The 25,402-nt window shown below is 49.4% G+C and carries 26 protein-coding genes and 2 tRNA genes; 11 read left to right on the top strand and 17 right to left on the bottom strand.

What is annotated here, in order from left to right; translation table 11 throughout:
* Positions 1-146: 146 nt before the first annotated feature.
* Complete coding sequence (locus tag ACY0JR_RS03080; RefSeq protein WP_462632391.1) at positions 147-953, bottom strand: (Fe-S)-binding protein; 807 nt, start codon at positions 951-953, stop codon at positions 147-149.
* Between the two features lie 97 nt (positions 954-1,050).
* Positions 1,051-2,403 (bottom strand): 4Fe-4S dicluster domain-containing protein, encoded by a 1,353-nt coding sequence (locus ACY0JR_RS03075; protein ID WP_462632390.1) that lies wholly within the window; start codon positions 2,401-2,403, stop codon positions 1,051-1,053.
* 183 nt (positions 2,404-2,586) lie between these two features.
* Here ACY0JR_RS03075 and ACY0JR_RS03070 point away from each other — a divergent pair.
* The 3 genes from ACY0JR_RS03070 (at position 2,587) to ACY0JR_RS03060 (ending at position 4,153) form a co-directional block, all read left to right on the top strand.
* A tRNA-Phe gene (locus tag ACY0JR_RS03070) sits at positions 2,587-2,662 on the top strand.
* 223 nt (positions 2,663-2,885) lie between these two features.
* Positions 2,886-3,992, top strand: a complete 1,107-nt coding sequence (locus ACY0JR_RS03065) for a Fic family protein (protein ID WP_462632389.1) — start codon at positions 2,886-2,888, stop codon at positions 3,990-3,992.
* Between the two features lie 96 nt (positions 3,993-4,088).
* A tRNA-Phe gene (locus tag ACY0JR_RS03060) sits at positions 4,089-4,153 on the top strand.
* 153 nt (positions 4,154-4,306) lie between these two features.
* On the opposite strand, the gene ACY0JR_RS03055 is transcribed toward ACY0JR_RS03060, so the two are convergent.
* The gene (locus ACY0JR_RS03055; RefSeq protein ID WP_462632388.1) at positions 4,307-4,714 is read right to left on the bottom strand and encodes a cupin domain-containing protein; all 408 of its coding nucleotides are present in this window, start codon (positions 4,712-4,714) and stop codon (positions 4,307-4,309) included.
* A gap of 289 nt (positions 4,715-5,003) precedes the next feature.
* Here ACY0JR_RS03055 and ACY0JR_RS03050 point away from each other — a divergent pair, with 289 nt between their 5' ends.
* Positions 5,004-5,957, top strand: a complete 954-nt coding sequence (locus ACY0JR_RS03050) for an HNH endonuclease (protein WP_462632387.1) — start codon at positions 5,004-5,006, stop codon at positions 5,955-5,957.
* Positions 5,958-5,970: 13 nt separating this feature from the next.
* On the opposite strand, the gene ACY0JR_RS03045 is transcribed toward ACY0JR_RS03050, so the two are convergent.
* The 3 genes from ACY0JR_RS03045 to ACY0JR_RS03035 form a co-directional block, all read right to left on the bottom strand.
* Positions 5,971-9,072 carry a DUF3427 domain-containing protein gene (locus tag ACY0JR_RS03045; protein WP_462632495.1) on the bottom strand — a complete coding sequence of 1,034 codons (3,102 nt, stop codon included), beginning with the start codon at positions 9,070-9,072 and terminating at the stop codon, positions 5,971-5,973.
* Positions 9,073-9,107: 35 nt separating this feature from the next.
* Entirely contained in the window at positions 9,108-9,494 is a 387-nt protein-coding gene (locus tag ACY0JR_RS03040; protein WP_462632386.1) for a (deoxy)nucleoside triphosphate pyrophosphohydrolase, read from the bottom strand.
* Positions 9,495-9,572: 78 nt separating this feature from the next.
* A complete protein-coding gene (locus ACY0JR_RS03035) occupies positions 9,573-10,715 on the bottom strand; it encodes a putative sensor domain DACNV-containing protein (RefSeq protein WP_462632385.1) in 1,143 nt (380 codons plus the stop codon).
* 388 nt (positions 10,716-11,103) lie between these two features.
* Between ACY0JR_RS03035 and ACY0JR_RS03030 the strand changes: the two genes are divergently transcribed.
* Complete coding sequence (locus tag ACY0JR_RS03030; protein ID WP_462632494.1) at positions 11,104-11,229, top strand: nuclease A inhibitor family protein; 126 nt, start codon at positions 11,104-11,106, stop codon at positions 11,227-11,229.
* 1 nt (position 11,230) lies between these two features.
* Here ACY0JR_RS03030 and ACY0JR_RS03025 read toward each other — a convergent pair whose 3' ends face one another.
* The 3 genes from ACY0JR_RS03025 to ACY0JR_RS03015 all read right to left on the bottom strand — a co-directional run bounded on the left by ACY0JR_RS03025 (position 11,231) and on the right by ACY0JR_RS03015 (position 13,896).
* Positions 11,231-11,506 carry a hypothetical protein gene (locus ACY0JR_RS03025; RefSeq protein ID WP_462632384.1) on the bottom strand — a complete coding sequence of 92 codons (276 nt, stop codon included), beginning with the start codon at positions 11,504-11,506 and terminating at the stop codon, positions 11,231-11,233.
* 984 nt (positions 11,507-12,490) lie between these two features.
* Positions 12,491-13,081 carry a hypothetical protein gene (locus ACY0JR_RS03020; RefSeq protein ID WP_462632382.1) on the bottom strand — a complete coding sequence of 197 codons (591 nt, stop codon included), beginning with the start codon at positions 13,079-13,081 and terminating at the stop codon, positions 12,491-12,493.
* Between the two features lie 2 nt (positions 13,082-13,083).
* Complete coding sequence (locus tag ACY0JR_RS03015; RefSeq protein WP_462632380.1) at positions 13,084-13,896, bottom strand: metallophosphoesterase family protein; 813 nt, start codon at positions 13,894-13,896, stop codon at positions 13,084-13,086.
* Positions 13,897-14,011: 115 nt separating this feature from the next.
* Here ACY0JR_RS03015 and ACY0JR_RS03010 point away from each other — a divergent pair, with 115 nt between their 5' ends.
* Positions 14,012-14,281, top strand: coding sequence for a hypothetical protein (locus ACY0JR_RS03010; RefSeq protein ID WP_462632378.1), 270 nt, complete (start codon positions 14,012-14,014; stop codon positions 14,279-14,281).
* Positions 14,282-14,450: 169 nt separating this feature from the next.
* On the opposite strand, the gene ACY0JR_RS03005 is transcribed toward ACY0JR_RS03010, so the two are convergent.
* Positions 14,451-15,539: a tetratricopeptide repeat protein gene (locus tag ACY0JR_RS03005; protein ID WP_462632377.1), complete on the bottom strand. Its 1,089-nt coding sequence runs from the start codon at positions 15,537-15,539 to the stop codon at positions 14,451-14,453.
* A gap of 237 nt (positions 15,540-15,776) precedes the next feature.
* On the opposite strand from ACY0JR_RS03005, the gene ACY0JR_RS03000 reads away from it, so the two are divergent.
* The 5 genes from ACY0JR_RS03000 (at position 15,777) to ACY0JR_RS02980 (ending at position 18,976) form a co-directional block, all read left to right on the top strand.
* The gene (locus tag ACY0JR_RS03000; protein WP_462632376.1) at positions 15,777-16,148 is read left to right on the top strand and encodes a phage holin family protein; all 372 of its coding nucleotides are present in this window, start codon (positions 15,777-15,779) and stop codon (positions 16,146-16,148) included.
* Between the two features lie 14 nt (positions 16,149-16,162).
* Positions 16,163-16,828 (top strand): hypothetical protein, encoded by a 666-nt coding sequence (locus ACY0JR_RS02995; protein WP_462632375.1) that lies wholly within the window; start codon positions 16,163-16,165, stop codon positions 16,826-16,828.
* Entirely contained in the window at positions 16,788-17,567 is a 780-nt protein-coding gene (locus ACY0JR_RS02990; RefSeq protein ID WP_462632374.1) for a geranylgeranylglyceryl/heptaprenylglyceryl phosphate synthase, read from the top strand. The genes ACY0JR_RS02995 and ACY0JR_RS02990 overlap by 41 nt, the downstream gene beginning before the upstream one ends.
* Before the next feature lie 418 nt (positions 17,568-17,985).
* Positions 17,986-18,390 carry a GreA/GreB family elongation factor gene (locus tag ACY0JR_RS02985; RefSeq protein ID WP_462632373.1) on the top strand — a complete coding sequence of 135 codons (405 nt, stop codon included), beginning with the start codon at positions 17,986-17,988 and terminating at the stop codon, positions 18,388-18,390.
* Positions 18,391-18,535: 145 nt separating this feature from the next.
* Positions 18,536-18,976 carry an STAS/SEC14 domain-containing protein gene (locus ACY0JR_RS02980; RefSeq protein WP_462632372.1) on the top strand — a complete coding sequence of 147 codons (441 nt, stop codon included), beginning with the start codon at positions 18,536-18,538 and terminating at the stop codon, positions 18,974-18,976.
* A gap of 242 nt (positions 18,977-19,218) precedes the next feature.
* Here the strand turns inward: ACY0JR_RS02980 and ACY0JR_RS02975 are convergent, their stop codons facing one another.
* The 7 genes from ACY0JR_RS02975 to panC all read right to left on the bottom strand — a co-directional run bounded on the left by ACY0JR_RS02975 (position 19,219) and on the right by panC (position 25,271).
* Positions 19,219-20,139, bottom strand: coding sequence for a helix-turn-helix domain-containing protein (locus ACY0JR_RS02975; protein ID WP_462632370.1), 921 nt, complete (start codon positions 20,137-20,139; stop codon positions 19,219-19,221).
* Between the two features lie 168 nt (positions 20,140-20,307).
* A complete protein-coding gene (locus ACY0JR_RS02970) occupies positions 20,308-21,447 on the bottom strand; it encodes an acyl-CoA dehydrogenase (RefSeq protein ID WP_462632369.1) in 1,140 nt (379 codons plus the stop codon).
* A 223-nt stretch (positions 21,448-21,670) separates the two neighbouring features.
* The gene (locus tag ACY0JR_RS02965; protein WP_462632368.1) at positions 21,671-22,351 is read right to left on the bottom strand and encodes a zinc metallopeptidase; all 681 of its coding nucleotides are present in this window, start codon (positions 22,349-22,351) and stop codon (positions 21,671-21,673) included.
* Positions 22,352-22,376: 25 nt separating this feature from the next.
* On the bottom strand, positions 22,377-22,862 hold the full coding sequence (gene rfaE2, locus ACY0JR_RS02960; protein WP_462632367.1) for a D-glycero-beta-D-manno-heptose 1-phosphate adenylyltransferase: 486 nt from the start codon (positions 22,860-22,862) through the stop codon (positions 22,377-22,379).
* A gap of 109 nt (positions 22,863-22,971) precedes the next feature.
* Positions 22,972-23,985: a lysylphosphatidylglycerol synthase transmembrane domain-containing protein gene (locus ACY0JR_RS02955; protein WP_462632366.1), complete on the bottom strand. Its 1,014-nt coding sequence runs from the start codon at positions 23,983-23,985 to the stop codon at positions 22,972-22,974.
* Positions 23,986-23,997: 12 nt separating this feature from the next.
* Positions 23,998-24,345 (bottom strand): aspartate 1-decarboxylase, encoded by a 348-nt coding sequence (panD, locus tag ACY0JR_RS02950; RefSeq protein ID WP_462632365.1) that lies wholly within the window; start codon positions 24,343-24,345, stop codon positions 23,998-24,000.
* A gap of 86 nt (positions 24,346-24,431) precedes the next feature.
* The gene (panC, locus tag ACY0JR_RS02945; protein ID WP_462632364.1) at positions 24,432-25,271 is read right to left on the bottom strand and encodes a pantoate--beta-alanine ligase; all 840 of its coding nucleotides are present in this window, start codon (positions 25,269-25,271) and stop codon (positions 24,432-24,434) included.
* Positions 25,272-25,402 lie beyond the last annotated feature (131 nt).

The following is a 25,402-nucleotide window of genomic DNA, read 5'->3' as shown; positions in this document are numbered from 1 at the left end:
CGGCAATAAAAGCTCCAAGTTACAAACTTGAAGCATGGATGTGCATGGATGTAATGGAAGCGCTTCAAGCCTGCTTTCTGAAAACTGCCTTGAAACGCTTTTGCTTACTAATCGTGCTACCTGATACGCGCTACTTGGTACTCAAACTACGCATTAATGCCTTCAGCTTGGGCAATGAGTTCGGCTATATCAAATACTTGAACGGAGTCTTCTTTGTTCTGGCTTTTCACACCATCGGCCATCATGGTCATGCAGAACGGGCAGGCGCTGGCGATGATGGTGGCTCCAGTGCCAATGGCTTCCTCGGCGCGCTCTACGTTGATGTCTTTGTTGCCGGGTTCCGGTTCTTTCCACATCTGGGCACCACCGGCCCCGCAGCACAGGCCGTTGGCGCGGCTGCGTTTCATTTCCACCAGGTCAGCGTCCAGAGCAGCTAATACCTCACGGGGTGCCTCGTAGATGTTGTTGGCGCGACCCAGGTAGCAGGAGTCATGGAAGGTGATGCGTTTGCCTTTGAACTCGCCGCCCCCGGCAATCTTCACTTTGCCTTCGTTGATGAGGTTCTGCAAAAACGTGGAGTGGTGAATGACCTCATAGTTTCCGCCCAGCGCTGGGTACTCGTTCTTGATGGTATTGAAGCAGTGCGGACAGGCCGTCACAATGGTTTTAATGCCGTAGCCGTCCAGTGTAGCGATGTTGGTCATGGCTTGCATCTGGAACAGGAACTCGTTGCCGGCACGCTTAGCAGGATCACCGGTGCAAGTTTCTTCCATGCCCAATACGGCGTATTTGGTGCCTACGTGCTCCAGGATGCGCACGAAAGCACGGGTAACGTTTTTATAGCGGTCGTCAAAGGCACCGGCGCAGCCCACCCAGAACAATACTTCGGGGGTTTCGCCACGTGCGGCCAGGTCGGCCATGACGGGTACTTGTATCTGTTTTTTCTCTGCCATCTAGGGTAAGGTGCTAATTAGTTAATGTGCTCCTATGCAATTTATTCGGCATGCCGCACAAAAGCTAATGCTTGTTAGCTAAGATTTTGTTTTAGGGCTAGTTTTTGGAAACGGTGTACAAATCATCGGCCCAGTTGAAGCGGTCGCTAGGCGAGAAGGCCCACGGCGCGCCGTTGTTCTCAATGTTGTTGAACATGGTATTCAGAGAGGCCGGTGCCGCCGATTCTTCCAGCACCAGATAGCGGCGCAGGTCAATGATGGTAGACAGTTGGTTGATGTTCACCGGGCAGGACTCTACGCAGGCGTTGCAGGTAGTACAGGCCCACAGCTCCTCAGGCGTTACATAGCCGCGTAACAGCGTTTTTTCTTCGGTTACCTTTACGCGCTCAGATTCTTCTTTGTAATTGGCGGGCGCGAAGATGAGCGGCGATTCGCCTTTCTCCTCCATCCGGTCACGGGTGTCCATCACAATCTTACGCGGCGACAGCAGCTTGCCCGTTAGGTTGGCCGGGCATACGCTGGTACAGCGGCCGCACTCGGTACAGGTGTAGGAGTCCAGGAGCTGTTTCCAGGTAAGATCTTCCACGTCTTTGGCGCCAAACTTCTGCGGGTCGGCACCTTCGGGCGCGGGTGGCACTACGTAGCTGGGGTCCAGCATGGCTTTGATTTCGTGCGTGATGCTTTCCACGTTGCTGAACTGGCCCTTCGGCTCCAGTTTGGAGTAGTACACGTTGGGGAAAGACGTAATGATGTGGAAGTGCTTGGAGCTGGGCAGGTAGTTCATAAAGGCCAGAATACCCAGAATGTGCACCCACCAGCCAATACCGGCAATCACAGTCAAGGTACTCACATCGCTCCCGAACAGGTCTACCATTAGGCCACTCACTGGGAAAGCCCCCGGCAGTTGATGCCCGCTTAGTTGCGCCAGTTTCTGGTCTGCAATGTTGAAGGCGAACAAGGCCAACATGAGCACGATCTCGGTGACCAGAATCACGTTGGCATCCATCTTCGGCCAGGCTCGCATTTCGGCTCCGCGGGTGAGGCGTGGCACCTTGGTGAGGTTACGGCGGGCCAGGAAGATGACGCAGGCGATGATCACCAGCAGCCCCAATACCTCATTGATGGCCATTAGCACGCTGTACACTGGCCCCAGTACGCCCAGGATGCGGTGCGTTCCGAAGACGCCGTCAATCAGAATCTCAATCAATTCCACGTTAATGACCAGAAACCCGATGTACACAAACAGGTGCAACACGGCGGGCAAGGGCCGCTTAAACATTTTTTGTTGGCCAAATGCCACCAATAAAAGGGTCTTGATTCGCTCTGAAACGTTACCGGAAATCTCCTTGTCACGCCCCATGTTTATATTGCGGACAATTTTACGGATCTGCCACACAAACAGACCGATACCTAGCACCGCCACGATTAAAAAGGCAATATTACTGATCACAGAAGGGAAGTTTAGTGATGGAAACTGCTTGTACTACGAACGAATTTAACAAAGTATTCTGAAAAGGGCATAAAAGATTTTTTTGCTTTAAGTTTTGCAAATCCGCGCAGGCTCCTTACATTTGCATACTTTTTAACCAGAACGGCAGCGAAACACCTCCGGAAAGGTTCCTAAAAAGGTGCTGGTGATGTAGCTCAGTTGGTAGAGCAAAGGACTGAAAATCCTTGTGTCGTTGGTTCGATTCCAATCATCACCACCAGCAGAAAAGAGAATCCCGCTTCAGATAATGGAGTGGGATTTTTGTTTTTGGGGTGTTTTTGGGAGAAAGAGGCCTGAAACAGCTACAGCACCGGTTTAGAAAAAAACCATAGCAGCGGAAGGTCTTATTCCTAGTTGTCCCATGATGGTACATGAATCACAGGACGTGTCCCATCATGGGACACGTTCTGTGATTCATGTACCATTTTTGCTATTTTTGTCCCATGACAAATACCATTAAGGATTTAGAGGTAGACAAGCCTTATAACCATTTACCTTTATTACCCCCTCCTACTGAGCAGATAGAGTCAATTGCCATCTTAAAGCAAGAGAGCAAGGCGGCAGTAGCAGTGGCAGAACTGAAAGGACTGGCCAAAACATTGCCAAACCAAGGAATCCTTATCAATGCTATTGTCTTAAAAGAGGCGCAGGCCAGTTCGGAGATAGAGAACATCATTACAACCCATGATAGGCTTTACCAAGCCATGGCGGCCACATCAATACAACCAGACCCAGCCACTAAAGAAGTACTGCGGTACCGCGAAGCGCTGTTACATGGCTTTCAGGAAATAAAGGAACGAGGCTTTCTGAACACCAACAGCATTTGCCGCATACAGGCGCTGTTAGACGAAAATGAGGCTGGCACCCGTCAACTTCCGGGCACCGCCCTTAAAAACGACGCTACCGGAATCACCATCTATACCCCACCCGATGACAGAGAAGCACTCACCAAACTGATGCGTAACCTGGAAGAATATCTCAATGAAGAGCCTGAAGAAATCTCGCCTTTCATTAGAATGGCCATCCAACACTATCAATTTGAGAGTATTCATCCGTTCTATGATGGCAACGGAAGAACCGGCAGGATTCTGAACGTGCTCTATCTTATCCTGCATCAACAGTTAGATATTCCTATCCTCTTCCTAAGTAGCTATATCATCGCCCATAAAGCAGCGTATTACAGGCTGCTGCAGGAGGTAAGAACAAAGGAGAATTGGGAGGCTTGGATTCTGTTCATGTTACAGGCCACAGAGAAAACTGCCCGGCAAACCATTAAGCAAATCAACGCTATTCATCTGTTATTTGAGGAAATACAGCAGAAAGTGAAACAGGAAGCACCAAAAATCTACTCCAAAGATTTGATAGAGCAGCTTTTTGTGCACCCGTATACCAAGATTGAATATATCTCACAAGGTCTAGGAATAGAACGGAAAGCCGCTTCCAGGTACTTAAAAGCCCTTCAGCAAACAGGGGTCCTTTCTATGAAAACAATTGGCAAGGAGAACATCTTTATCAATGATGCCTTGTATAGCATACTCCGCAGTAGTTAAAGTTAAAGAATGAAGATTGACGGTCGGTTGTCTCACCTATTGACGCGCCTTGCCTTACAAAGAGAGTAAACTACCTTCGGAAAGCTTTAGCTGAACATTTCAGTTGGTAGAGCAAAGGACTGAAAATCCTTGTGCCGTTGGTCCGATTCCAATCACCACCACTAGCAGAAAACAGCAATCCCGCTACATTATCTGGAGCGGGATTGCTGTTTGGAGGGTGTTTTGTGAAAATGAGCCTGAAAACGCGCTGATTATGGTTAGCGATGCTGCTTTATTGCCAAAGACATCATCTTAGGAAAGGAACAGACAAACGGTTACTCGGCCTTTGGTAAAAGCCGATGGTGGTGGAAGGTTTCCATTCCTAAGCGGCTGAGGGTGTCTTTCTCGAAATCGAACTCAATCAAAACGGCGGGCTCCTCTCCTACTACCCAGCCGTCGTGCCCGGGTTCAATGGCCACTACCTGCGGCGCTACGAGGTCCTGCAAGATGCCATCGGCGTATTGGATTTGGAGATGCCCTTTGGCCAGAAAACCCAGGTGCGCGTGCATGCAGAGATCAGTGCCTACAATCTGCTTCAGGTGGGTAGACCACCGGAACCCGACCGGATAAATCACCCGTTTCACTCGCGCTTCTCCGGCCTTCACAAAGTCCATTTGAACCCCGCCCACGCTGCGGTGCTCGGCTCCCGGCATAGGTGCCACTAATGAGTCTGTTGTTTCCATTGTCTTTTCCGTAAAGTGATGCAAAATCGTACCCCATCGTTCATAGGCCAGCTAAAAACCTTGAACCAGTGTTGTTCTACTTTAAGGTAGCTTTTTATTCTTGAATTGTTTCATAGCGGAACTGAAATATTTCAGATGGGAAAGAGCTTTGATAATGAGTAGCACCCTCTACCTTTGGAAAGATGATCTTCCTATAGAACCGTCTGTTTAGGTTTACTTTTAGACTAATTGGCAATAAACACCTAAGCATTCTTCCTTTACTCGTTAAGTAAAATCAACGTTCCTGCCAATGCCTGCGCCTCCAGACAGCCTTACCTTTTATCTCCAGAAGGTTACCCGCTTACGCCAGGGCGTGACCAAGTACGGTCCGGCCCCACACAAGCCCATCTTGCTGTTGAGTATCATGGAGCAGTTTGAGAAAGGCGAGTTGCTTGAAAATAAGATCTTTATCACTCCAGAATTGGTAGGCGTTTTCAAAGAGAACTTCGCCCTGCTGGTTACCACGGGCCATAACCCTGACTTCTTTCTGCCTTTTTACTACCTGGCCAGCGAGGGTTTCTGGTTTGTTCAGACATTACCGGGTAAAGAATTGAATGCCCACGTCAAAAGCTTTCAGGTGCTGAATGGTTTGGTGGACTTCGCTTACCTAGCCGATGACCTGTACGCACTTCTTCAGGCTCCCGAAACCCGGACCATTCTGAAAAAAGCGCTCTTAAACCGCTATTTTCCTGCTAAAGCGCACGTGTACCAAGAGTCTAAAAACGAGGGTGGTTATCTCCGCGACTTGGAGGATTATATCTTAAACGAAAGCGCGGCCACCTATACCATTCCCCAAGTTGCCCCTGATGAAGAACAGCAGTTTGTACGCGGTGGCTTGTTCAAGAAACTGGTGCCGCAGGTCTATAACTTCACTTGCTGCATTACCGGTATGCGTCTTATTTCTAACCACGGCTTTTCTATGGTAGATGCCTGCCATATTGTGCCCTTCAGCCGAAGCAATGATGACCGCGTTACCAACGGCCTGGCCTTGTGCCCGAACCTGCACCGCGCTTTCGACCGGGGCTTGATTACCGTAGACGCGCAGTTGAAAGTAGTGGTTTCTCCCGCTATTGCCGAAGATGAGGGGAATGCCTATGCTTTGAGAAAACTGGAAGGAAAGCGCTTGAATTTACCATTTGGGGCAATTCACTATCCAGCGGTTGAGAATTTGGCTTGGCACCGGGAGATGGTTTTTAAGGGATGAACCTACCTTGATCTTAACCGACCGCCATCTTCGCTGAATCCTTCCAAAGGAACGGAGGCATGGGTTCATTCAGCTCCCATTTGATGCTCATGGGCTTGGAACCGTAGTGTTCCGCAAGGTTGCCTTCTCCAATGAAAACAAACCCCATTGTGCTTCCATATTCATCCTCGTTCCGTTCCCTTACAAAGAGCAGAATCTTTTTCCCTTGTTCTTTATGATAGATGTAACTCAAGCCTTTCCCTCTGTCGGGGCTTACCGCATTTTGAGATTGCCAATGAAAGAGGTTCTCACTAATGGCAAAATCTTCATACAGGGTGGTAGGTGAAAAATCCTTTTCAGACTTGTTAAGCGTGATAAAAAGTAACTCTGTGTTTTTCTCGGGAGAAACTAATACCCCTTCTCTGGAAGGACATTTCTTCTCAAAAGTATGAAAGCCGAAGCCGGCAAGAATTTGGTCTTTTGTATAGCGGCTATGCACTTTTAGAGGCTGGTCATAAGGAAGATGAATATTTCTTTCAAGGAAATCAACTCTATCTTCTAGCAACTCAAGGACTTCAACAATTTCCTCCACTAAGATTTTGCTCTGACCAATAGACCTGATACTTTCTTCCAAGGAATTAAACCCTCCAGCATTTTGCCACACATCATAATGCAGCATTAAGCACATCGCCTTTTCAGCTTCTGATAGGTTCTCCATTTCTACCTCAAACCCCTTCTTTGCTAAGGCTAAGACAAACTGGAAGTAGGAACTTGAGCTACAGGCAAGCCATTTCTTACTTATGGCTCTATACACCTCAGCTTCATTGGTGGCAGAGTAATTTTCCATCTGCCCTGCCAGTGCGCAAAGCCTTTTCCAATTAGCGCTTTTGTAGATAGCAGGAAGCGGAATATGGTAGAACTCTGAAAAGTTCTTCAAGGTGAGTGGTAGGCTTGTCTGGTGTTTATAATTCCTGATTTTGATAATCAGTTGATTTCTGTTCACCGACGTTGCTTTCTTGATGTTCTCAAGAATCACGTTTTTCGCCTTCTTTTCTAAAATGATGGTGCAACCTAGCGGTAGGTGCGGAAAATCATCTTCTATCTCTTTCTGAGTAGAGGTATTCGTTTTACCTACCAAGGCCCTGAACTTCCCTTCGAAATCATACTCTGGACGTGCGTTTCCTACAAAGTCTAGAACCGTCAAGCAATCTTTGTTTTCTGCCAGCCGCAATCCTCTACCTAGTTGTTGCAAGAAAACGGTTAAACTTTCAGTGGGCCGCAGAAACAGAACCGTATCCACCTCCGGAATATCTATCCCCTCATTGAAGATGTCTACCACAAAAAGATAATTGATTTCCTTCTTAGCGAATTTGACCCTAAGCGTCTCACGCTCTCCATTTCTAGAACTCACCAGGTAGTCTGCCTTTAGGCCAGCAAGGGTAAATTTCTCGGCCATGTATTGGGCGTGCTCCTGGGTGATACAGAAACCAAGCGCTCTTACATCATGAATATCCCTTAAGTATTTCTCTAGATTAGCAAGTATCTCTCCTACTCTTCTGTCATTTTGGGTATAGATTCTAGACAGTTCACCAGGTAGGTATCGGCCATTTCTCCATTCTGCACCTGATAGGTCAACACTATCAGAAACACCGAAATATTGAAATGGGCAAAGCAGCTTTCTGTTTAATGCTTCAGGTAATCTTATCTCGGCAGCAATGGTATTGCAGAAGTCTTTTAAGATATCTTCCCCATCCATTCTTTCTGGGGTAGCAGTTAACCCCAACAGAACCTTCGGCTTGAAATAGTTTAGAATGGGTCGGTAACTTGAAGCAGCAATGTGGTGCACTTCATCTATAATGATGAAATCATAAAAACCGGCGGAAAGGCTTAAAGATCCTAGCCGATTATTTAGCGTCTGCACAGAGGCAAAAACAACATCATAGCTTTCTGGCTCTATGCCGTCTAGCCACAAGTCTCCGAAGTTGTTCTCTCTTAGAATTCCCTGGAACGTAGCTTGGGCTTGTTGCAAAATCTCTTTCCTGTGTGCTACAAATAAAAGCTTTGCATTGGGATGATTTCTCTTGAAGTTCTTAAAGTCAAATGCGGAGATAACAGTTTTACCAGTTCCGGTGGCAGCTACTATCAAGTTCTTGTGCCGGTTATGAACCATTCTCTCTACCTCTAACTTTTCTAGAATCTCTTCCTGAAACGGAAATGGCTTGATATCAAAGTAGGCGGCCGGGTTACCTCTCTCCGTGTGCTTTTCTTTTTTGAGAGCACCTTTCAACTTTTCCACGTCCCGTGCCTTGTCAAAGAGCTCAAACTCTTTGTCCTGCCAATAGGTGTCAAAGGTTTTCTGAAACTTATCAATAATATGCCCTACCTCTTTGGTGGTAACTTTCAGGTTCCACTCTAACCCGTTGGTCAACGCAGAACGTGAGAGGTTAGAAGAACCAATATAACCAGTATGGAATCCGGTCTCTCTGAGGAAAAGGTAGGCTTTTGCATGCAGCCTCTCATTGTCTGTGTTGTACGAGACCTTGATCTCAGCATTAGGTAAAGAAGAAAGGTACTCTACCGCTTTCAGGTCCGTAGCGCCCATATAGGAGGTAGTAATCACTTTAAGCAGACCGCCTCTCTGGGTAAATTCTGCTAACTCTCTTTCAAAGATTCGTATACCCGTCCATTTGATGAAAGAAACCAGAAAACAGATTTTATCAGATGAAAGAATCTCCTTCTTTATCTCGCTTTCTAAGGAAACACCTGCGTTGCTGCCGGTAAAGAGTTCGCTCTGGGTTAACCTGGTATAAGGAGTTATCTCTTTGAGGTACCTGTCAAAATCAGTAAACCGAGCGTCAATCTTGGAGAAGACCGCGGAAAGAATCTTCGCCTCAGTATGAATCAAATCTTCTTCAAACTCTTCTTCTTGTAATTCATTTTGCAGCAGAGTAATTATTTTGTTTGAAAGCTCTATCTGCTTTTCTATCCTTTCTTCCCCAGAAGTCAGGTTTAAGGCATGCTTGATTACTCCAGACAAATATTGGGAAAGAACTCTTCCTGCTTCAATTTTATCTAAAGTTGTTTCTTTAATGTAGAATTCGTTTCGGTCTAATTCATTCAACTTCGAGGCAACCATTTTAGTGATAAGTTGCTCATAAAGCCCTACTGGGGTCATATATTTAATTTTAAGAATTCTTCTAGGATAGGAATATCGGCGGGAGCCCAATCAATATCTTTTAATTCATTTCTTGTTAACCACTTACATGTCTTGTGCTCCGCTAAGATGATTTCTCCGGATAGGTGATTTACCACAAAGGGAATGAGGTTGATACTGAATTTGCCATAATCAAACGGGGACGGACTTAACGTTCTCAGGATCTCAACCTGAATGTTCAGTTCTTCCATCAATTCCCTGTGCAGGCAACTTTCTGCCGTTTCGCCCCGCTCAATCTTCCCGCCAGGGAACTCCCATTTTAATGGAAGACTCATCTTCTCACTACGCTGGGTGACTAGAACTTTATCCTCCCACAAGATTATAGCGCATGTAACGTCAATCATACATCAAGAACTGAGTTCTGTAATAGACTAGGATATCTGTATTCTCAATCTTCTTTTGGCAAACCAGCCCCAAAACACCTACAACAGCAACGTATCTACCCGGTGCGCGTGGACCATCATCTCGCAGGGAGACCAACTGAAGATGGTGAAGCGGCCGTCTTGGGAGGCGACCAAGGCGGTGGCGTCGCGCTGGTCGTGCACAAACTGAGCGGCGGAGAGGTGCCGGGTGCCGCCGTTGTTGCTGGGGTGAATGATAAGGGCCTCGTTTCCCAGTACGGGTTCGGTGACCACTATCTGCTCTACGGGTTGGTTTCCGTAGGACCGCACAATCTTGGCCCCGAAGGCGAGTACCTCATGCCGGTCATTGATCACGGTGGCGCCGTCTATGGCGGTAAGGCCCGCTACGCCGTCAATTTCACGGCGAAGGGCCCCTTGCCAGATACTTCGGCTGCGGTCTTCCTTTTCCTGCTGCATTAGATCAGTTAAAGCCGAGAAAGCCGGGGAAAGGGCGTATTGCATGGGTTTTACCACCGATTCTTGCCAGGCATCAGAACCAGTGGGCACCACCAGCAACGTGCCGCCATTGCCGTGCGCGCGCATAGAAACGGCCAACTGCACCAGAATATTGACGGAGTTGTTCCAGGTAGAAGGGTTGGTGAACCCTAGCAGAGAGGTGAGCACCTCGGGGCAATCGGGTAGGCTGTCGCTGTGTTCATCTATGAGCTTGATCACGTCTCCTTTCAGCACCGCTACGTTCGCGAACTTCCCAAATCCGCTAGTCCGCCGGTACTTGACCACCAGCAAACCCGGTTCAGACACATCCAGCACAAAGCAAAAACTGAGGATCTCGCGGGTGGTGCCCCAAATGTAGAGTTCGCCTTTCTCAAACCACACGCCCAGGTGAATACCGGCCCGTTCTACCCCCGGACCCAGTTTGGTGAGGTTGTAGGCGGTAAGCGGAAGGCGCTGGGCGAACAGCAGCGGACTACCGGCCTGCTCGGGCGGCAAAAAGGCAAGGGAGATTCTGGGCGATTGTCCTTCTTCCTTTCTAAGGCTGGCCCAGAAAGCCACGTCAATGAGCGCTTCTATCAGCTTCACAGACGGAACCGGGGCCAGATTCAACTCGCCTCGTTGCCGGGCCTCGGCCTGATGCTGCGCAAAATGTATTTCTATGGCAGGCGCTACGGTTCTGGCCGCGGCGTAGGTGGTCTTACGGATCATGGAAACAGGTATGCTTTTCTAAAGAAATCCTGGGTAGCAGCGTTGCGGTTTTCCGGCCCTGTGGCGTAAAGCACCCGGAGGCGGTTCTCTCTTATAGGAGGAGCGCGTTTCCGCTGATTTCAGATTCTAACTTACGTTAAGTTTGCCTGTGTACAAGCCCTGGAAACAAATTGTTTCAGCAAACCCAGCCAAGCCGCGTAGGTAGAACCATCACTCTCCTGTGAGTTGAACCAATTGCTTCTTGCCCTAAGAAGAAATAAGTGGTTTTGAGCCTGATTTACAGAAAACGGCCCAGAAAGGATTGCCTGAATATGCTGCTTTCAGGGTTTGTGCCTACCTAGGCAATACCCAGGCCGAAGCACGACAATTTTGAACCTTACAGCAGTGACTGGAAAGCAATTTACAGGACGTACGCGTGTATAGAGTGGGACAAAGAAGAATACAGGCGTATAAAGTAGGGAAAACCTCTGCTGGCACGTGGCTGGGTTTGAAAACCCCGCTGATAGAAACCTGAGTTAGCTTTTGGGGTGCAACAGGTCTTGCACGAGTTTGTCCATGGAGGTAGTCTTCAGATAGGGCTCCAATTGCTCCTGCGAGGTGAAAGTACGCACCATGCCCACGCTGCCGCAATGCTCCAGAAACCAGACCTCGGCGTAGAAAGAGCCCATAAAGTATAAGCTGATGTGGCACCAGCCTTTCAAGCGGGCATGTAAGTACCTACCCGTATTTTGCACATAGTTGATTTGATCTGTCAGGGGCAATTGGCTGAACTCCTTCACTTTTATTTCCATCTCTGCATGGCCTATTTGTTCTCTCTTACGCTCTAAAAGACTGCTTTAGTGCTTAAGATACAGTTTTTTTATTTTGGTGCAGCACCCTTAGGGCACTATTCTCTCACTACTTCTGCGCTGTTTTCCTAGTGTAAAAGTTGATAATACCGTTATTATCTGCCGCTTAGAAACGTAATCCATGAGCTACCTTTTCCTATTTACAAGCTCCTTTTCTAAAAGCACAGGTAAACGCCCACACACCTAGAACAGCGATTCAAGTTCTACAACGATGGGATTTGCTACTTGGTTTGTCCGTCGTTTCATTATCTAATCTTCTTCTTTCTTCGGTCCAATTTTAACCTTATTTTTCTTAAAACAGCCCTAAAACAAACAAGCCTTTGGGTGAATCCCTGAAAGGAAAGAAACAGCTTGCTTTAAAGAAGATGGTGGTGAGAACGACACGAGCATAGACACACGCAGGGCCTCCAGACACTACGAGGCCTGTTGAGAGGCGATATTGCGCAATGATTACCGTTTGTGATTCAGCAATACCAGTTTGAGGCTCTCGCCTCACGGAAGTTGCAAACTTCCGGTCATGGTGGGTCCAAGTCACAGACTTGAACCATGTTCATTGGAGAAGGGAATGCGTGTGACCGGCAGGTGTAAACATCTACCTTCGCCCCCTTCAAAGGGGAAGTCTCCGCTTTCCCAAGTTCCAGCCTTTCGGCTGAGCGCCTAGAGTTCGACCGTTCCTGAGCGAGAGCGAAGTGGACGAAGGAGAAATCACAGCGCGAAGGCGGAAGGCGGGGCCTCGCGGCCGTGAGCGCTTATCGCTTAAAATGAAACAACACAGCACTTGCACCCACGAAGAAAACAGACAAGCCAAGGGAACAGCAAACTGCATGCACCTACATCTACCCACCCAGAAAGCGGCCAAGTCAAGGCATCAGCGCAACCCTATCATATCAACCCCCAACTTCCTTTCACAAAAAACCTTACTTGACCCTAAAGCTGCATCTTCGCACCCAGCGCCAAATGGAAGATTTTACTAGGACTCAGGTACCGCGGATTCTGAATGTAGGAAATCAGGTACTCGCCCATGGTGCCCGCCTCATAATACGTACTGAACCGGTGGAGCTTTGGCACGCGGGTAAAGTTCACCTGACCACCCGCGAAGAGGTAAAGCCTGAACGCCGTAGAGAACCGATAGTAGCTGTTAGGGTACCGGCTCAGGAACTTCTCAGACGCGAAATACTCCTCGCCAAACGTGTAACTCACCTGCATGCCGGTAGTGAACGCGTACCAGTCTACCGCCTTGATCTTGACAGGTTTAAAAGGCAAAAGGGTAGACTTGAGCGCCAGAGTGAAAATGTGGTCTCCGCCGAACTTCTTGGGCAGATACCCCAGAGAGAGGTCCGTCTCCAGCCGCCGGTTAAAAGATTCGCGGCCAATACCACCTGACACCAACCCCACGTCACCGGCAAATTGGGCTTTAACGTAATACGGCGAGCTTTCCTTCTCCGGATTTTGGCCGAAACCAGGAAAAGAGTAGAAAAACAGCCCCAGACTGAGCAAAAGAATAGCAATGCGTTTCATGGCTAGTAGGCTATTTGATCTACTGAATACCCTTTGTCCCACACCTTAAGGTACGTGAAGCCGCGTTCCTTCACCGTGGTGGTCACGTGGTACAGGATGTCATCATCATAGGTAGTTTCGGAGCGCCAGCTGTGCCGGTGTCCATGCAAACTCAACCCTACATTGGCACTGGAAGCCAGCACCTGATGGAAGGGCATTTCTAGTTGAGGGTCAAAATCTGTGTCAAACGGCGGCATGTGCGATACCACTATGGCTTGGCTCCAACGCTCATCGGGTTTGCGTTGCAGTTCTTGCCCCAGCCAGTCCAGATCAGGCACCTTGCCGTTGAACCCGTACTCCCGGCTGTTGGTGTCCAGGAAGACGAACTTGGCATGTCCGTAAGTAAAGGTGTAGTTCAGGGCCCCGTACATCTGGCCGTACAGCTTGCGGGCATTCCCCAACATGTCATGGTTCCCGATGACGGTGAGGTACGGCCACTTTAGATCTTTCATGATGTCATGCACCCACCTGAACTCCCGTGACATACCAAAGTCTGAGATATCACCCAGGTGAATCACAAAGTCTATGTTCTGGAAGGTATTGGCCTTCTCTACAAAAGCCACAGTCTCGTCATAAAAGCGCTGCGTATCGCCCATGACCAGAATGCGCAGCGTATCTGCAGGGGTTTGTTGGGCCAGTCTCTGAAGATGGAGGGCGGTCAGGTTCTTCTCGTCGCTTTTCAGCCTGATTTGGTTGGGGTGGTATTCAAAGAGCTCCTCGCAGGAAACCAGAAGCAGCAGGAAAGGGAGAAATAAAAGGGGTAAGCGTTTCATCATAGTAAGCGGAAAAACTAAAAAGCCGGGCTTCTTAGCGGTTAATTTCACGGCAGGCAGTGGTGCTGTCTTCCGCAGCGTAGAGGGACGCCCACCCTTGCCGGATGGGCCGTCAGTCGTGGCATCTTTCTGCGGGCTTGCAGAAAAGCCAGCAGAAGCATGGTGGGGTGAAAGAGTTGGAAATCAACTCGGCGCAGCAACCATCTTCAGCCTGGCCAAAGATGGTGAAACAAGAACAGCAGCCTTTCTATATGTCACAGGTACCCTTTCGGGAAATGCTAGCAACACCATGATTAACTGTTGGCTATTCCTTCATGCGTGCTGGGGCAAAGGTAAAGTAGTTGCGGTGTATTCTATCTATATTCAGGCGTTTCTCCCTGATTCATAGTAAGTATCCCTTAGGAAAGCACCACGGCCAAATGACCCTTCTGTTTTACGATTGTTTTGGGAAAACTGCGGGAGAAACAGGGCGAATCTGTAGGTTGGGGATGCTCTAGTTGGAAGGTAACCTCACGGCGGGAAGCCGCTTCAATCGCGGAGTTGGGGTGCGCCGGACACTAGGGCTGGCACTGGTACTGCATCTCTTCCAGGGCCTGGGGAAAACCCAGCTTGGCAGCTTTGGCCAGCAGATCACAGGCTTTCTTCACCTGTCCCTGCGACTGCCTGATTTTAGCTTGTAAGTAAAAAGCTTTGGCATTGAGGGAATCTTGCCGGAGCGCCTGCTCGGTGTCTTGCCAGGCCTTTACTACTTCCTGCATTCTGAAGTACGCGAAAGAGCGGTACAGCAATGCTTCTGAGGCAAGGGCCGCTGAATCTGGGGCGTTTTGCAGAAACTGGGTTAAATCTGCTACGGCGGCAGGCCAGTTGTCTTCCAGTTGCAGGTGCACAATGCCTCGGTCCAGGTAGACTTCTACGTGGGTGGTGTCTAGCGCAATGGCTTTGGTGAAGTCTCTGAGGGCTTTCTGGTATTCCTTGGTTTGCAGGTAGCCCTTCCCGCGGGCAGCGTACCAGGCGGCGCGGGGCGCTTCGTTTTCGGCCAGCACGGCAGAATAATCTTCAATGGCCCCGGTGGGGTTTTTTAGGTACGTGAGCCGCAGGGCCCCGCGCCGCAGCCGGGCTTCCTCTAAAGCGGGTCTGTACTCAATGGCGCTGGAGTAGGCTTCATCGGCTTGTTTCCAGAGGCGCTGTTTTTCGGCTTCCCGGGCCTTTTCCATAGCGCGGCCAGAGGCTATCTGGTTCCAGCCAATGTTCACGCCTATGATCAGAAGCACCGTCAGAAGCACCGTTCCCAGTATGATCTGCAGGTCGCGCGAAGAGAAATGGGTGTGCTGCTTGGGGCGCTGGCGGTAATGGCGCTCCTGAAAACCGGCCGGGTTGCGGGTGTGGGCGTTTTGCGGAGAGGTGTAGGTTTGGGCTTGCCGCCGATGGAGTTCATACTGCTGCTGTAAGTCAAAGGCGGCCCGACGCCGGGGGTTGGAAAGTACCTGGTAGGCATCGTTCACCTGCTTGAAGCGTTCCTCGGCGTGGGCGTTGTTCGGGTTTTTATCGGGGTGGAATTTGAGAGCCAGGCGCTTGTAAGCCGCTTTGATCTCGGCGGCGGAGGCATTGGAGGAGACTCCCAGAATATGGTAGTAGTTCTTGCTCAAAGATGCGGGGGAAAACCAGGCTGTCTGCAAAAATACGAGATACCCTCGCCCGTGGGCACACCTTGGCGTGTTTTTGCCTTATTTTCTTTTAAATAGCCGCTAAACGGCGGCAGGTATCTTATCTTTTTAGTTATCCGTAAGAAGTCTTATTCCGTATGGAATTCTGAGAAAGCATATTCCGGAATATTTTCTTCTGATGTTCCGTATATCTACTAGGCACTAGCAACTTGATAACACATGGCTACCGAAGATAAAAGTAAAACCGACAGCATCATCGCAAACCTCATGGGGTACATAGATACCCGCATTGACCTGGTCAAACTTGATCTGCAAACCAAACTGAAAAGCGTCTTTGTGAGCACCATTCATGGGGTGTTGCTGGGGGTGGTGGGCCTGTTGATGCTTCTGTTCCTCAACATCTTTATTGCCATGTGGCTGAACGACGTGCTGGACAGCCGTTTCTGGGGCTTCGGGATAGTCACCCTGTTTTACCTTATCTTGCTGGTCATCTTACTGGTAGGCTTGGACAAGAAGGTGTTTCAGGGTATGGCCGACAAGGCGTTCCGGAACACCATTTACAAGACCGATGAATCTGATCAAACCATCTAACTATATTTGCTGCCATGAGCGAACTAACCAATCCGCTTTTTGATGACCCAAGAGAGTTTCTGGAACGCCAAAAAGAAGAATATAAGAATGCCTTACTCAGCGATGTCACTGACCTGAAAGACCAGTCCCAACAAATTGGCAAAAGCGTGGCCATTGCCGGTGGTGTAGTGGCGGGTATTTACTTTCTCAGCAGAGCCTTCGGCAGAGGAAAAGCAAGCAAGCCCAAGAAGAAAAGGAAAAGCAATCAGCTGGAGAACCCGGCCCGGTTTAAAAGCGCTGAAGACCGCGCCTGGATTTCCACTATTCCGGAGGTAGAGGAAGACGAGCCGCTCTACAGTGCCATTGAACGTTCTTACCCGGCGGTGTACCACCCTACTACCGGCACCGTAGCCGCTGCGTACAGCCGGGTCAAAAACAAAAAGCGCAAACAGGAAACTTCTGGGCTCAAAGCGTTTTTCCAATCAGATTTATTTAAGATATTGGAGCAGCAGTTGGCGGCTTTGGCCCTGGTGTACCTCACCAAATTGGTGGAACAGCACCTGCAGAGCCCTGCCACCGCCCCGCAGCCTAACCCAACGCAACCGCTGTTAGTGGAGAATACTGCCGTTGGTTACCAGTTACCGCCTGACGATCTCACGAATGCCCAACCGTCTTCCTCACAACCTCTTTCCAACTTCTAGTACCCATGACACCGCCAACCGTCCCAAACGATTGGCGGTGCTCCTGGATCCTGACCACCTCACCGTAGCCCGCTGCCAGGAGATTCTGGCCCTGAGCCACCGGCATGAGGTGGATTTCTTTTTCATGGGAGGCAGCCTGATCTCTAACCCAGACCAGACTTCGTTTGTGGGGTACATTAAGCAGCACAGCTCCATTCCGGTGATTCTGTTTCCCAGTAGCGGCCTGTACATAGACGCCCAAGCCGATGGCATGCTGCTGCTTTCCCTCATCTCGGGCCGTAACCCAGACCTGCTCATTGGCCAGCACGTAGCCGCCGCCCCTTTGTTAAAAAGCAGTGGCCTCCCGCTTTACCCTACCGGCTACATGCTGGTGGACTCTGGCCGCCAGACCACGGCCTCTTACATGAGCGGCACTACCCCTCTTCCGCATGACAAACCTTCTATTGCCGCCTGTACCGCGCTGGCGGGCCAGATGTTGGGCTTGCAGTACATGTATTTAGACGGTGGTAGCGGCGCCATGTACCCCGTAAGCGCGGCCATGATCCAGGCGGTGCGCCAGGCCGTTTCCGTACCCATCATAGTAGGCGGTGGCGTGAACACGACGGAGAAAGCCGAAACTGCCTGGAAAGCCGGGGCCGATATTCTGGTAGTAGGCAACCACATTGAGAAAAGTCCCCAGTTTATCTCAGAAGTAAGCGAGGTGAAGCAGCGGTTCAATATGGTCTTGCCGCAGGAGTAGCCGTTGCCCTATAAACCTTTCTATTCCAATTTCTTAAGGTTATCTTTGGTAATCACCTAAAAGAAAGCCGTGCCGTCTTTCACTCAGCTACGACCTACCCAACTCCAGCCATTCCTTGGTTTGGTGGCAGCGTCGCATCATGCCTCCCAGCATGATGACCTGAACGGCTATTGCCTTTTCTTTTTTACCGCTCCCAAGGCCTTTATCAGCTAAGCCGGACACACCGGCCCAACTTCACTTTTGCCCTCAGGCGCCCATGTCTCAACCTGCTCTTGCAGTAGTTTGAGACATAGGCGTCTGAGGGCGACTTCGTTTTACCCGCACCGCTTTATACTGGCATTCAGCTCACTACCTTCTTGTTTGGAAGGTCAACTGCCCGCGTGCGGCTTCCATCCAAAAAACTTAACCCTATATTCCTATGGATACAATTCTATTAACCCAGAAAGACTATGAGCGTCTGCATCTGCTGGTGCAGGCACAACGTACCGTCGGCTCATCTACCAGCACAGAAAACCTGTGCAAAGAACTGCGTATGGCCAAGGTCATTCCTCCCGTAGAGATCCCGGTAGATGTAGTGACCATGAACTCGCTGGTGCGGCTGTGCGAAAAGAAAAGCAACACCGTACTGGAACTCACTATTGCCTACCCCAAAGATGCCGACCTAGCCACGCGCAAGATCTCCGTCTTGTCGCCAGTGGGCAGCGTTATCTTAGGCCGGCAGGTAGGGCAGGAAGTGGCTTGCCCCACGCCTAGCGGTCTGCTCACCTACCAGGTTGAGGAGGTCATCTACCAACCAGAGGCTGCCGGTGATTGGTCTCTGTGAAAGCCTACCGTTTCCCCAACGTTGTTGCCCTCTTTCGTTTTTGGCCTAGTTATTGGGAAACACCCCCAAAGGGCAACAGATTCCTGCTGGCAGCCCCATAGGTTTGCCGCTAATTTTCAACATGTTTCATTTAAACAGCTGTGTGATGAGATCAGAACTTGTGAATGCTTTTGGCAATGTGTACCTCACCATTTCCCTGGACCATGATAATCAATGGATTCAGGCTACCTGGCAAGGTTACTCTACGCCAGAAACGGTTAGAGTTGGAATGGAGGCCTACACAAAAGCCTTGGAAGAGGCAGATTACAACGCCATGCTCATAGACACCCGCGCTATGGTAGGCTCCTGGAGCCACTCCCTGGAATGGACTTTGGAGGAATGGTCTCCGCAGGCCGCGAAGGCCGGTTTGCAGTACTATGCGCTGGTGGTAAACCCAGAGACCTTCGCCGAGGCTACTGCCGATGCTTTTTACGCCCAGGTGCAGTCTTTTGAAGCAGAAGTGTTTGCAGACTTAGCCACGGCCCGAGCATGGCTACGCAAAAGTCGTCTACCCCGTAAAGAAACCAATTTCTCTTTCAGCATCTAGCTGATCCAGCCCATCAAAAAGGCGGTTTCGGGAAAGGAGCCCAAAACTGACTGACTGACTGACTGACTGACTGCAAGTTGTTGGTGATTGTACCAATAAGGGCGAGAAACAACTCCCCTCCTATTTTAGGAGGGGTGCCCGAAAGGCGGGGTGGTAATTCCGCATTCCTTTTTCCAAAACACCCCTAAAACAGAAAGGCCCGCTAAAAGCGGGCCTTTCCTTCATTCACATGATGTGCTGTATTACACGTTCATAGAAGACTCACGACGGCGCATTTTACCGGCCGGAATCCCGAACATCATCTTAAAGCGACGGCAGAAGTAAGCGGTGTCTTTGTAGCCCACATCTTTCCCAATCTCTCTGATGCTTTTCTTGGTAGTACGCAGTAAGAATACGGCACGTTCCATGCGCTGGTATTCAATGTAATCCTGCGGGTTAATACCAGTCAGCATTTTGAAGTATTGGCCTACATAGTCTTCAGACACGTTGGCTACGTTGCTTAGTACTTTGTTAGATAAATCGCCACCCAGGTTCTCCTTGATGTAGTTGAACAGGTCAATGAGGCGTGGGTCTTTGAAGTAGGTACTGTTGGTAGCCAGCTGCTCCACAAACATCTTGTTCTTCAAGATGTAACGGATCAGTTCAACCACCATCTGCTCAGTGTACAGGCTAATGATGCGCTCCTTGCCCGGCAACTCCTGCATGCTTTCCTCTACAATCTTAATTACCAGGGTAGCCAGTTTGTTGCTGGTAATCACAAACGCAGGCACTTCCAGGGAAGTGAAGAAGTTCACAGAGTCAAATACCTTGGCTTCAAAGCTCACGAAGCTGTGGCTGTCATCGGCTTCGCCGATCAAATCCAGGTCATTGTTGCTTTTGAAGAACTTATCTTTGGTAGTGATGTAGTCATCATTGGAGATAACCCTACTCTCGGTATCGCCATAATAAAGCTTGGTACTCCGTCCGCCCGGAATGAAGAGCAATTGTCCTTCTTCCGCTACTTGTTTTTCATCTCCGAAAGCGACAATGCCGTTGTGCACTAAGATAAGGTTGTTTCCAACGTCATAGTAGTTACGCACCGTAAGCGGCTGCTGTAACATCAGGTTCTTGGACTTGATGTAGCGCACTTTCAGGGACTCAATTATTTTATTGTAATCTTCCATGTAGGGGCACTTATTAAAAGGTTTTAACTTATGTTGATTTTTTAAGTTGTCTGTCGGCTTAAAATTAGTACTTATCTTTTAAGTTATCAAACAATAAAGTTCTATATTTATAAACAGACAAATACTATATACTATAAATTCCCCTTTTAACGTTGTTTAACCAATTTTCTATTTAAGTATTTCCCTAGAGATTACTATTTTCTGAATCTCAGAGGTTCCTTCGTAAATTTGCGTGATTTTGGCATCGCGCATTAAACGCTCTACATGATATTCTTTCACAAACCCGTACCCGCCATGAATCTGAACGGCTTCAACGGTGGTTTCCATGGCTACTTTAGAGGCAAACACTTTGGCCATGGCCCCAGATTTTGAGTAATCGCGGTGGGCGTCTTTGTCGGCGGCGGCTTGCAGGCAAAGCAGACGGGCCGCGTCAATATTAGTAGCCATGTCGGCTAGCTTGAACTGAATGGATTGGTGCTGTGAAATAGGCACGCCAAACGCTTTGCGCTCCTTAGAATACTTCAAGGCCAGTTCATACGCGCCAGAGGCGATTCCCAGAGCCTGTGAGGCAATCCCGATGCGGCCGCCGTTCAGGGTAGACATGGCAAACTTGAACCCGAACCCGTCTTCGCCAATGCGGTTCTCTTTGGGCACTTTCACATCGGTGAACATCAAGGAGTGCGTGTCTGATCCTCTAATGCCCAGTTTGTTTTCCTTCGGCCCAATCTCAAAACCCGGCGTTCCTTTTTCCACAATCAAAGCATTGATGCCTCTGTGGCGCAACTCTGGGTTAGTTTGCGCGATCACAATATAAACAGAAGCCGTGCTGCCGTTGGTGATCCAGTTTTTGGTGCCGTTGAGCAGGTAATGGTCGCCCATGTCAACGGCGGTGGTGCGCTGCATGGTGGCATCTGAACCTGCTTCCGGCTCAGAAAGGCAGAAAGCGCCAATAATTTCGCCGGTGGCTAACCGAGGTAGGTATTTCTGCTTTTGTTCCTCATTTCCGTACTTTTCCAGACCCCAGCAAACAAGGGAGTTGTTCACGGACATCACCACAGAGGCCGAGGCATCTACTTTGGAGATTTCTTCCATGGCCAGCACATAGGAAACGGTGTCCATGCCGCCGCCGCCGTACTTAGGGTCTACCATCATGCCCAGGAAACCCAGTTGGCCCATCATTTTGATTTGCTCCGCCGGAAACTTCTGGTGCTCGTCTCTTTCTATAACTCCAGGCAGCAGCTCCGTCTGGGCAAAGTCCCGGGCAGCTTCCTGCACGGCTAAATGTTCTTCTGATAAGTTAAAGTCCATATAATGCGTTAATTAGAAGTACTTGTGGTGTGTTAAATTTTAAACAAAATTAATCAAAATATAGTATGCAAGCAGCCTATTTATTTTCACCTCTGAACAAAACTAACAAATGTTAGCTTTTTGCGGCTATTTTTCTGAATTCAGGTTAAAAAACGAAAACCTGCCATAAAAAAAGAGGAAGGCTTCTGCCCTCCTCTCTTACATATAACTGACTCAAAAGTTTTTAGTCTCTTCGGCCCATGAGCATGGATGCGTAATAAAGCAGGGTGGCCAGTGACCCAATAGCGGCTACTACGTACGTCATAGCGGCCCATTTCAAGGCGTCTTTGGCCATGCCGTGCTCCTGGGTGGTCACTACGCCGCGGTTATCCATCCAGGCCAAAGCGCGTTTGCTGGCATCAAATTCAACCGGCAACGTGATAAAGCTGAAAAGCGTGGTTAAGGCGAACATGGCTACCCCAATGGCTAAGGGAATAGGCGTAGACTGAATCATGAACACACCTATCAGCAGAATCCATTGCATGTACCGGCTGGCAATGCTCAACGCCGGCACCATGGCAGAACGGAATTTCAGGAAGGTGTAGGCTTTGGCGTGCTGCACCGCGTGCCCGCATTCGTGGGCTGCTACGGCCGCCGCGGCCGCGCTTCGGCTTTCATACACACTCTCACTCAGGTTCACGGTCTTGTCTGCGGGGTTGTAGTGGTCCGTTAAACGGCCCGGCGTGGAAATGACGCGCACGTCTGTGATTCCGTTGTCGGCGAGCATCATCTCCGCCACCTCACGGCCACTTAACCCAGACCGTAGCCCCAGTTTGGAGTATTTCTCAAACTTACTTTTCAATGTCCAGCTGACCAGCGCCGAGGCCAGCATCATGGCAATCATTATTATCCAAATACCACCCATTTCTTTTTCTCTTTAAAGGTTAACACTATTGGCTTTCCAGAATCTTCTGCACTACCTGTGAAGTGGAATATCCCTTCACCAGTGGAATTGTTTTCACCGCGCCGCCTCTGGCCAGTACCACCTCATGTCCTACTATATTCTCCAGGGTGTAATCATCGCCCTTTACTAATACGTCTGGTTGTACGGCTTTGATCAGTTCCAGCGGCGTTTCCTGCTCAAACAACACTACAGCATCTGTAAACCAAAAGGATGCCATTACCCTTGCACGTGACATTTCGTCTTGTAATGGCCTGGAAGGCCCCTTCAGTTTACTGACAGAATGATCTGTATTGAGCCCTACTACCAGTTTGTCCCCCAAAAGTCGTGCCTTTTCCAGATAATCCACGTGCCCTATGTGCACAATATCAAAGCAGCCGTTGGTGAACACAATCTTCTGGCCCTGTGCCCGCCACTGCTCCACGTTAGATAAAAGTTGGGAAAGTGATACAATTTTCTCTTGCGAAGGAAGCATGGCAGGATTTGGTTATATACGAATGAGGAAAGATAGGCTCCTTTATACAAAACGGAGAAACCAGGTTTCTGTTTCTAAGCCGATACTAGAAAAACAGGCGGAAAACAGCCTACGCGACTTGCCGGACCGGTCGCTTTTTTGATTGGCTAAGGCTAGCCACCAGACTGATGCCGCCCATAAGGACTACCAGCAGGGCACCCGTGGTATGCGTGATGAGGGCATACGCCATTCCTTTGTCCAGAGGCACGGCATACAGGAGAAGCGCCGTTCGCACCAAGATATGGTACACCCCAATGCCTCCCTGCACCGGCGCCGACATGCCAATGCCGCCCACCACCAAAATAGCCATTCCGGCTTGCCAGGAAAGTTCTGCGGTACCCGGTAACGCGAAAAAGGCCAGGTAGCTGCCCAGGTAATAGGTGACCCAGATAAAGAGGGTGTGCAAAATGAAAGCCCCTTTCTGCTCCATCTTGCCAATGCTGAAAATTCCTTCCCAGATGCCGCGCACAAAGCCGCTTATCTTCTTGAAAAGAGCGTTCTGCCGAAGCCTAGCAATGTTCCTGTAGATGTACCACACCATGATGGCGGTACCTACCACTATCACTGCCCCCAACAGATACAAGGTCTGCAAGTTCTGCTGAAGGCCATTCACTTTCTCAGAGAAAATGCCCAGAAACAGGTCTTTCACGCGCTCAAACTCCAGCAGCAAGGCAATGCCCATGCACAGAAGCAGCATCACCAGGTCTATGACCCGTTCGGTAATTACCGTACCTAGCGAAACGTTTACCGGCACATTGGCTGAACGCCTCAGCAAGGTGCACCTGATTACCTCTCCGGCCCGCGGTAACACCACATTGGCCAGGTAACCCACCATAAGGGCATGGTACGCCTGCCGCGTGTCTGGTTTATACCCTAGCGGGAGGTACTGCATGCGCCAGCGAATGGCCCGGCTCACATACCCGGCCATCGAGACAAGCAGCGTAATCACAATCCAGGTATAATTAGCCTGGTCAAGTTCCGCCTTCACCGCCGAAAAGTTGATACTACGCAAGGCATAGGCCATCAAGAAAACCGAAACCGCTAACAGGAGCAGGTACTTGAGTACGTTTAAGGCTTTCTTCATGCCGGGCAAAGCTTATACAAGCCGGTTGTGCTGGTCTGGGAAAATAACAGTGGGTTCGTGGCTGCGGGCATCCGCGAAGTTGATGAGGGCGTAGGAAATAATGATGATGATATCCCCTACCTGCACCTTACGGGCGGCTGGGCCATTCAGGCAGATCATGCCGCTGCCCCGCTCCCCTTTTATAATGTAGGTCTCGAACCGTTCGCCATTGTTTACATTCACAATGGTCACTTTCTCATGGGGAACCATGTTCGCCGCATCCAACAGATCTTCGTCTATGGTAATGCTTCCCACGTAATGCAACTCGGCCTGTGTTACCTTAGCCCGGTGTATCTTGGATTTAAGAACTTCAATCTGCATCAAAATAATCTAAAAACGCACAAAGTTAGAGATTATTTATGATACAAGCAGGCAGATGCGTAGGTTCCTTTCAAAGCGCTTGCGTGTTACAGCAGAACATTATCTATCAATCGCACTTCGCCCAGAAACGCTGCCAAACAGAGCGCTACGGGAACATCGGCTGAAATTTCATTTAAGGGCTGCAGCGTCTGGGCATGCACTACCTCCAAGTATTCCAGCTTGATTTGCGGAAAACGGCCTAAAAACGCTTCGGTCTCCTGCTTGGCTTGGGCTACGGATGAATTTTGCAGTTGGGTACGCAGCAATTGCAGGGCTTGGTAGAGTTGCGGCGCCACTTCGCGCTGTTCTGGCGTGAGGCGCCGGTTGCGGGAAGACATGGCCAAACCGTCTTCTTCCCTGATAATGGGAAAACACACCAAATCCAGGTCAAAACTCAGATCCAGCACCAACTGTTTAATAATGGCGAACTGCTGCAAGTCTTTCTGCCCAAAAAAGGCTTGGTGCGGTTTTACCAAATGGAACAGCTTGCTCACCACCAGAGCTACCCCGTTGAAATGACCCGGACGGTGCGCACCCTCCATTACTTGCTCCAACTCGCCAAAATCAAAGGAAAGTTTGGACTTGTGCTGGTACATTTCCTCGGCTACGGGCGTGAACAGCACATCACACCCTTCCTGGGCCAGCATCTGGGCGTCTTTTTCCGGCAAGCGTGGGTACAGGCGGTAATCGTCCTGGTTATTGAACTGCGTGGGGTTCACAAACACACTGCAGACAATGATGTCATTCTGGCTTTTGGCCGCTCTTATCAAAGACAGATGGCCTTCGTGCAGGGCACCCATGGTGGGCACAAAGCCAATGCGTTGACCCTGCTGGCGAAGCTGTTCTGTGTGCTGCCGAATATCAGATAAAGAAGAAAGATGCAACATGGGGGCTGCCTGATTTAAGATTGTGTAGCCAAAAGACGCCAAAGGTATGATTTAATTCAAATAAATTGAGAATCAGCCGATAATTGCTTAATTTTGCATCTCGCAATAACTATTGCTTGTTTTATTTAATC

This window comes from Rufibacter sp. JT3400010 (assembly GCF_054956755.1).
Note: the sequence above shows the minus strand (reverse complement) of the source record. Positions and strands in the feature narration are given on the sequence as shown.

Excerpts from the sequence above, each read along its gene's own strand:
- ACY0JR_RS03035 (WP_462632385.1), bottom strand. The coding sequence starts at position 10,715 with ATGATCCGTAAGACCACCTACGCCGCGGCCAGAACCGTAGCGCCTGCC.
- rfaE2 (WP_462632367.1), bottom strand. The coding sequence starts at position 22,862 with ATGCTTCCTTCGCAAGAGAAAATTGTATCACTTTCCCAACTTTTATCT.
- ACY0JR_RS03000 (WP_462632376.1), top strand. The coding sequence starts at position 15,777 with ATGGCTACCGAAGATAAAAGTAAAACCGACAGCATCATCGCAAACCTC.
- ACY0JR_RS02965 (WP_462632368.1), bottom strand. The coding sequence starts at position 22,351 with ATGGGTGGTATTTGGATAATAATGATTGCCATGATGCTGGCCTCGGCG.
- ACY0JR_RS03080 (WP_462632391.1), bottom strand. The coding sequence starts at position 953 with ATGGCAGAGAAAAAACAGATACAAGTACCCGTCATGGCCGACCTGGCC.
- ACY0JR_RS02955 (WP_462632366.1), bottom strand. The coding sequence starts at position 23,985 with ATGAAGAAAGCCTTAAACGTACTCAAGTACCTGCTCCTGTTAGCGGTT.
- ACY0JR_RS03025 (WP_462632384.1), bottom strand. The coding sequence starts at position 11,506 with ATGGAAATAAAAGTGAAGGAGTTCAGCCAATTGCCCCTGACAGATCAA.
- ACY0JR_RS02970 (WP_462632369.1), bottom strand. The coding sequence starts at position 21,447 with ATGGACTTTAACTTATCAGAAGAACATTTAGCCGTGCAGGAAGCTGCC.
- ACY0JR_RS03055 (WP_462632388.1), bottom strand. The coding sequence starts at position 4,714 with ATGGAAACAACAGACTCATTAGTGGCACCTATGCCGGGAGCCGAGCAC.
- ACY0JR_RS02990 (WP_462632374.1), top strand. The coding sequence starts at position 16,788 with ATGCCCAACCGTCTTCCTCACAACCTCTTTCCAACTTCTAGTACCCAT.
- ACY0JR_RS03050 (WP_462632387.1), top strand. The coding sequence starts at position 5,004 with ATGCCTGCGCCTCCAGACAGCCTTACCTTTTATCTCCAGAAGGTTACC.
- ACY0JR_RS03065 (WP_462632389.1), top strand. The coding sequence starts at position 2,886 with ATGACAAATACCATTAAGGATTTAGAGGTAGACAAGCCTTATAACCAT.
- ACY0JR_RS03040 (WP_462632386.1), bottom strand. The coding sequence starts at position 9,494 with ATGATTGACGTTACATGCGCTATAATCTTGTGGGAGGATAAAGTTCTA.
- ACY0JR_RS03015 (WP_462632380.1), bottom strand. The coding sequence starts at position 13,896 with ATGATGAAACGCTTACCCCTTTTATTTCTCCCTTTCCTGCTGCTTCTG.
- ACY0JR_RS03020 (WP_462632382.1), bottom strand. The coding sequence starts at position 13,081 with ATGAAACGCATTGCTATTCTTTTGCTCAGTCTGGGGCTGTTTTTCTAC.
- ACY0JR_RS02975 (WP_462632370.1), bottom strand. The coding sequence starts at position 20,139 with ATGGAAGATTACAATAAAATAATTGAGTCCCTGAAAGTGCGCTACATC.
- ACY0JR_RS02985 (WP_462632373.1), top strand. The coding sequence starts at position 17,986 with ATGGATACAATTCTATTAACCCAGAAAGACTATGAGCGTCTGCATCTG.
- ACY0JR_RS03045 (WP_462632495.1), bottom strand. The coding sequence starts at position 9,072 with ATGGTTGCCTCGAAGTTGAATGAATTAGACCGAAACGAATTCTACATT.
- ACY0JR_RS02995 (WP_462632375.1), top strand. The coding sequence starts at position 16,163 with ATGAGCGAACTAACCAATCCGCTTTTTGATGACCCAAGAGAGTTTCTG.
- panD (WP_462632365.1), bottom strand. The coding sequence starts at position 24,345 with ATGCAGATTGAAGTTCTTAAATCCAAGATACACCGGGCTAAGGTAACA.
- ACY0JR_RS02980 (WP_462632372.1), top strand. The coding sequence starts at position 18,536 with ATGAGATCAGAACTTGTGAATGCTTTTGGCAATGTGTACCTCACCATT.
- panC (WP_462632364.1), bottom strand. The coding sequence starts at position 25,271 with ATGTTGCATCTTTCTTCTTTATCTGATATTCGGCAGCACACAGAACAG.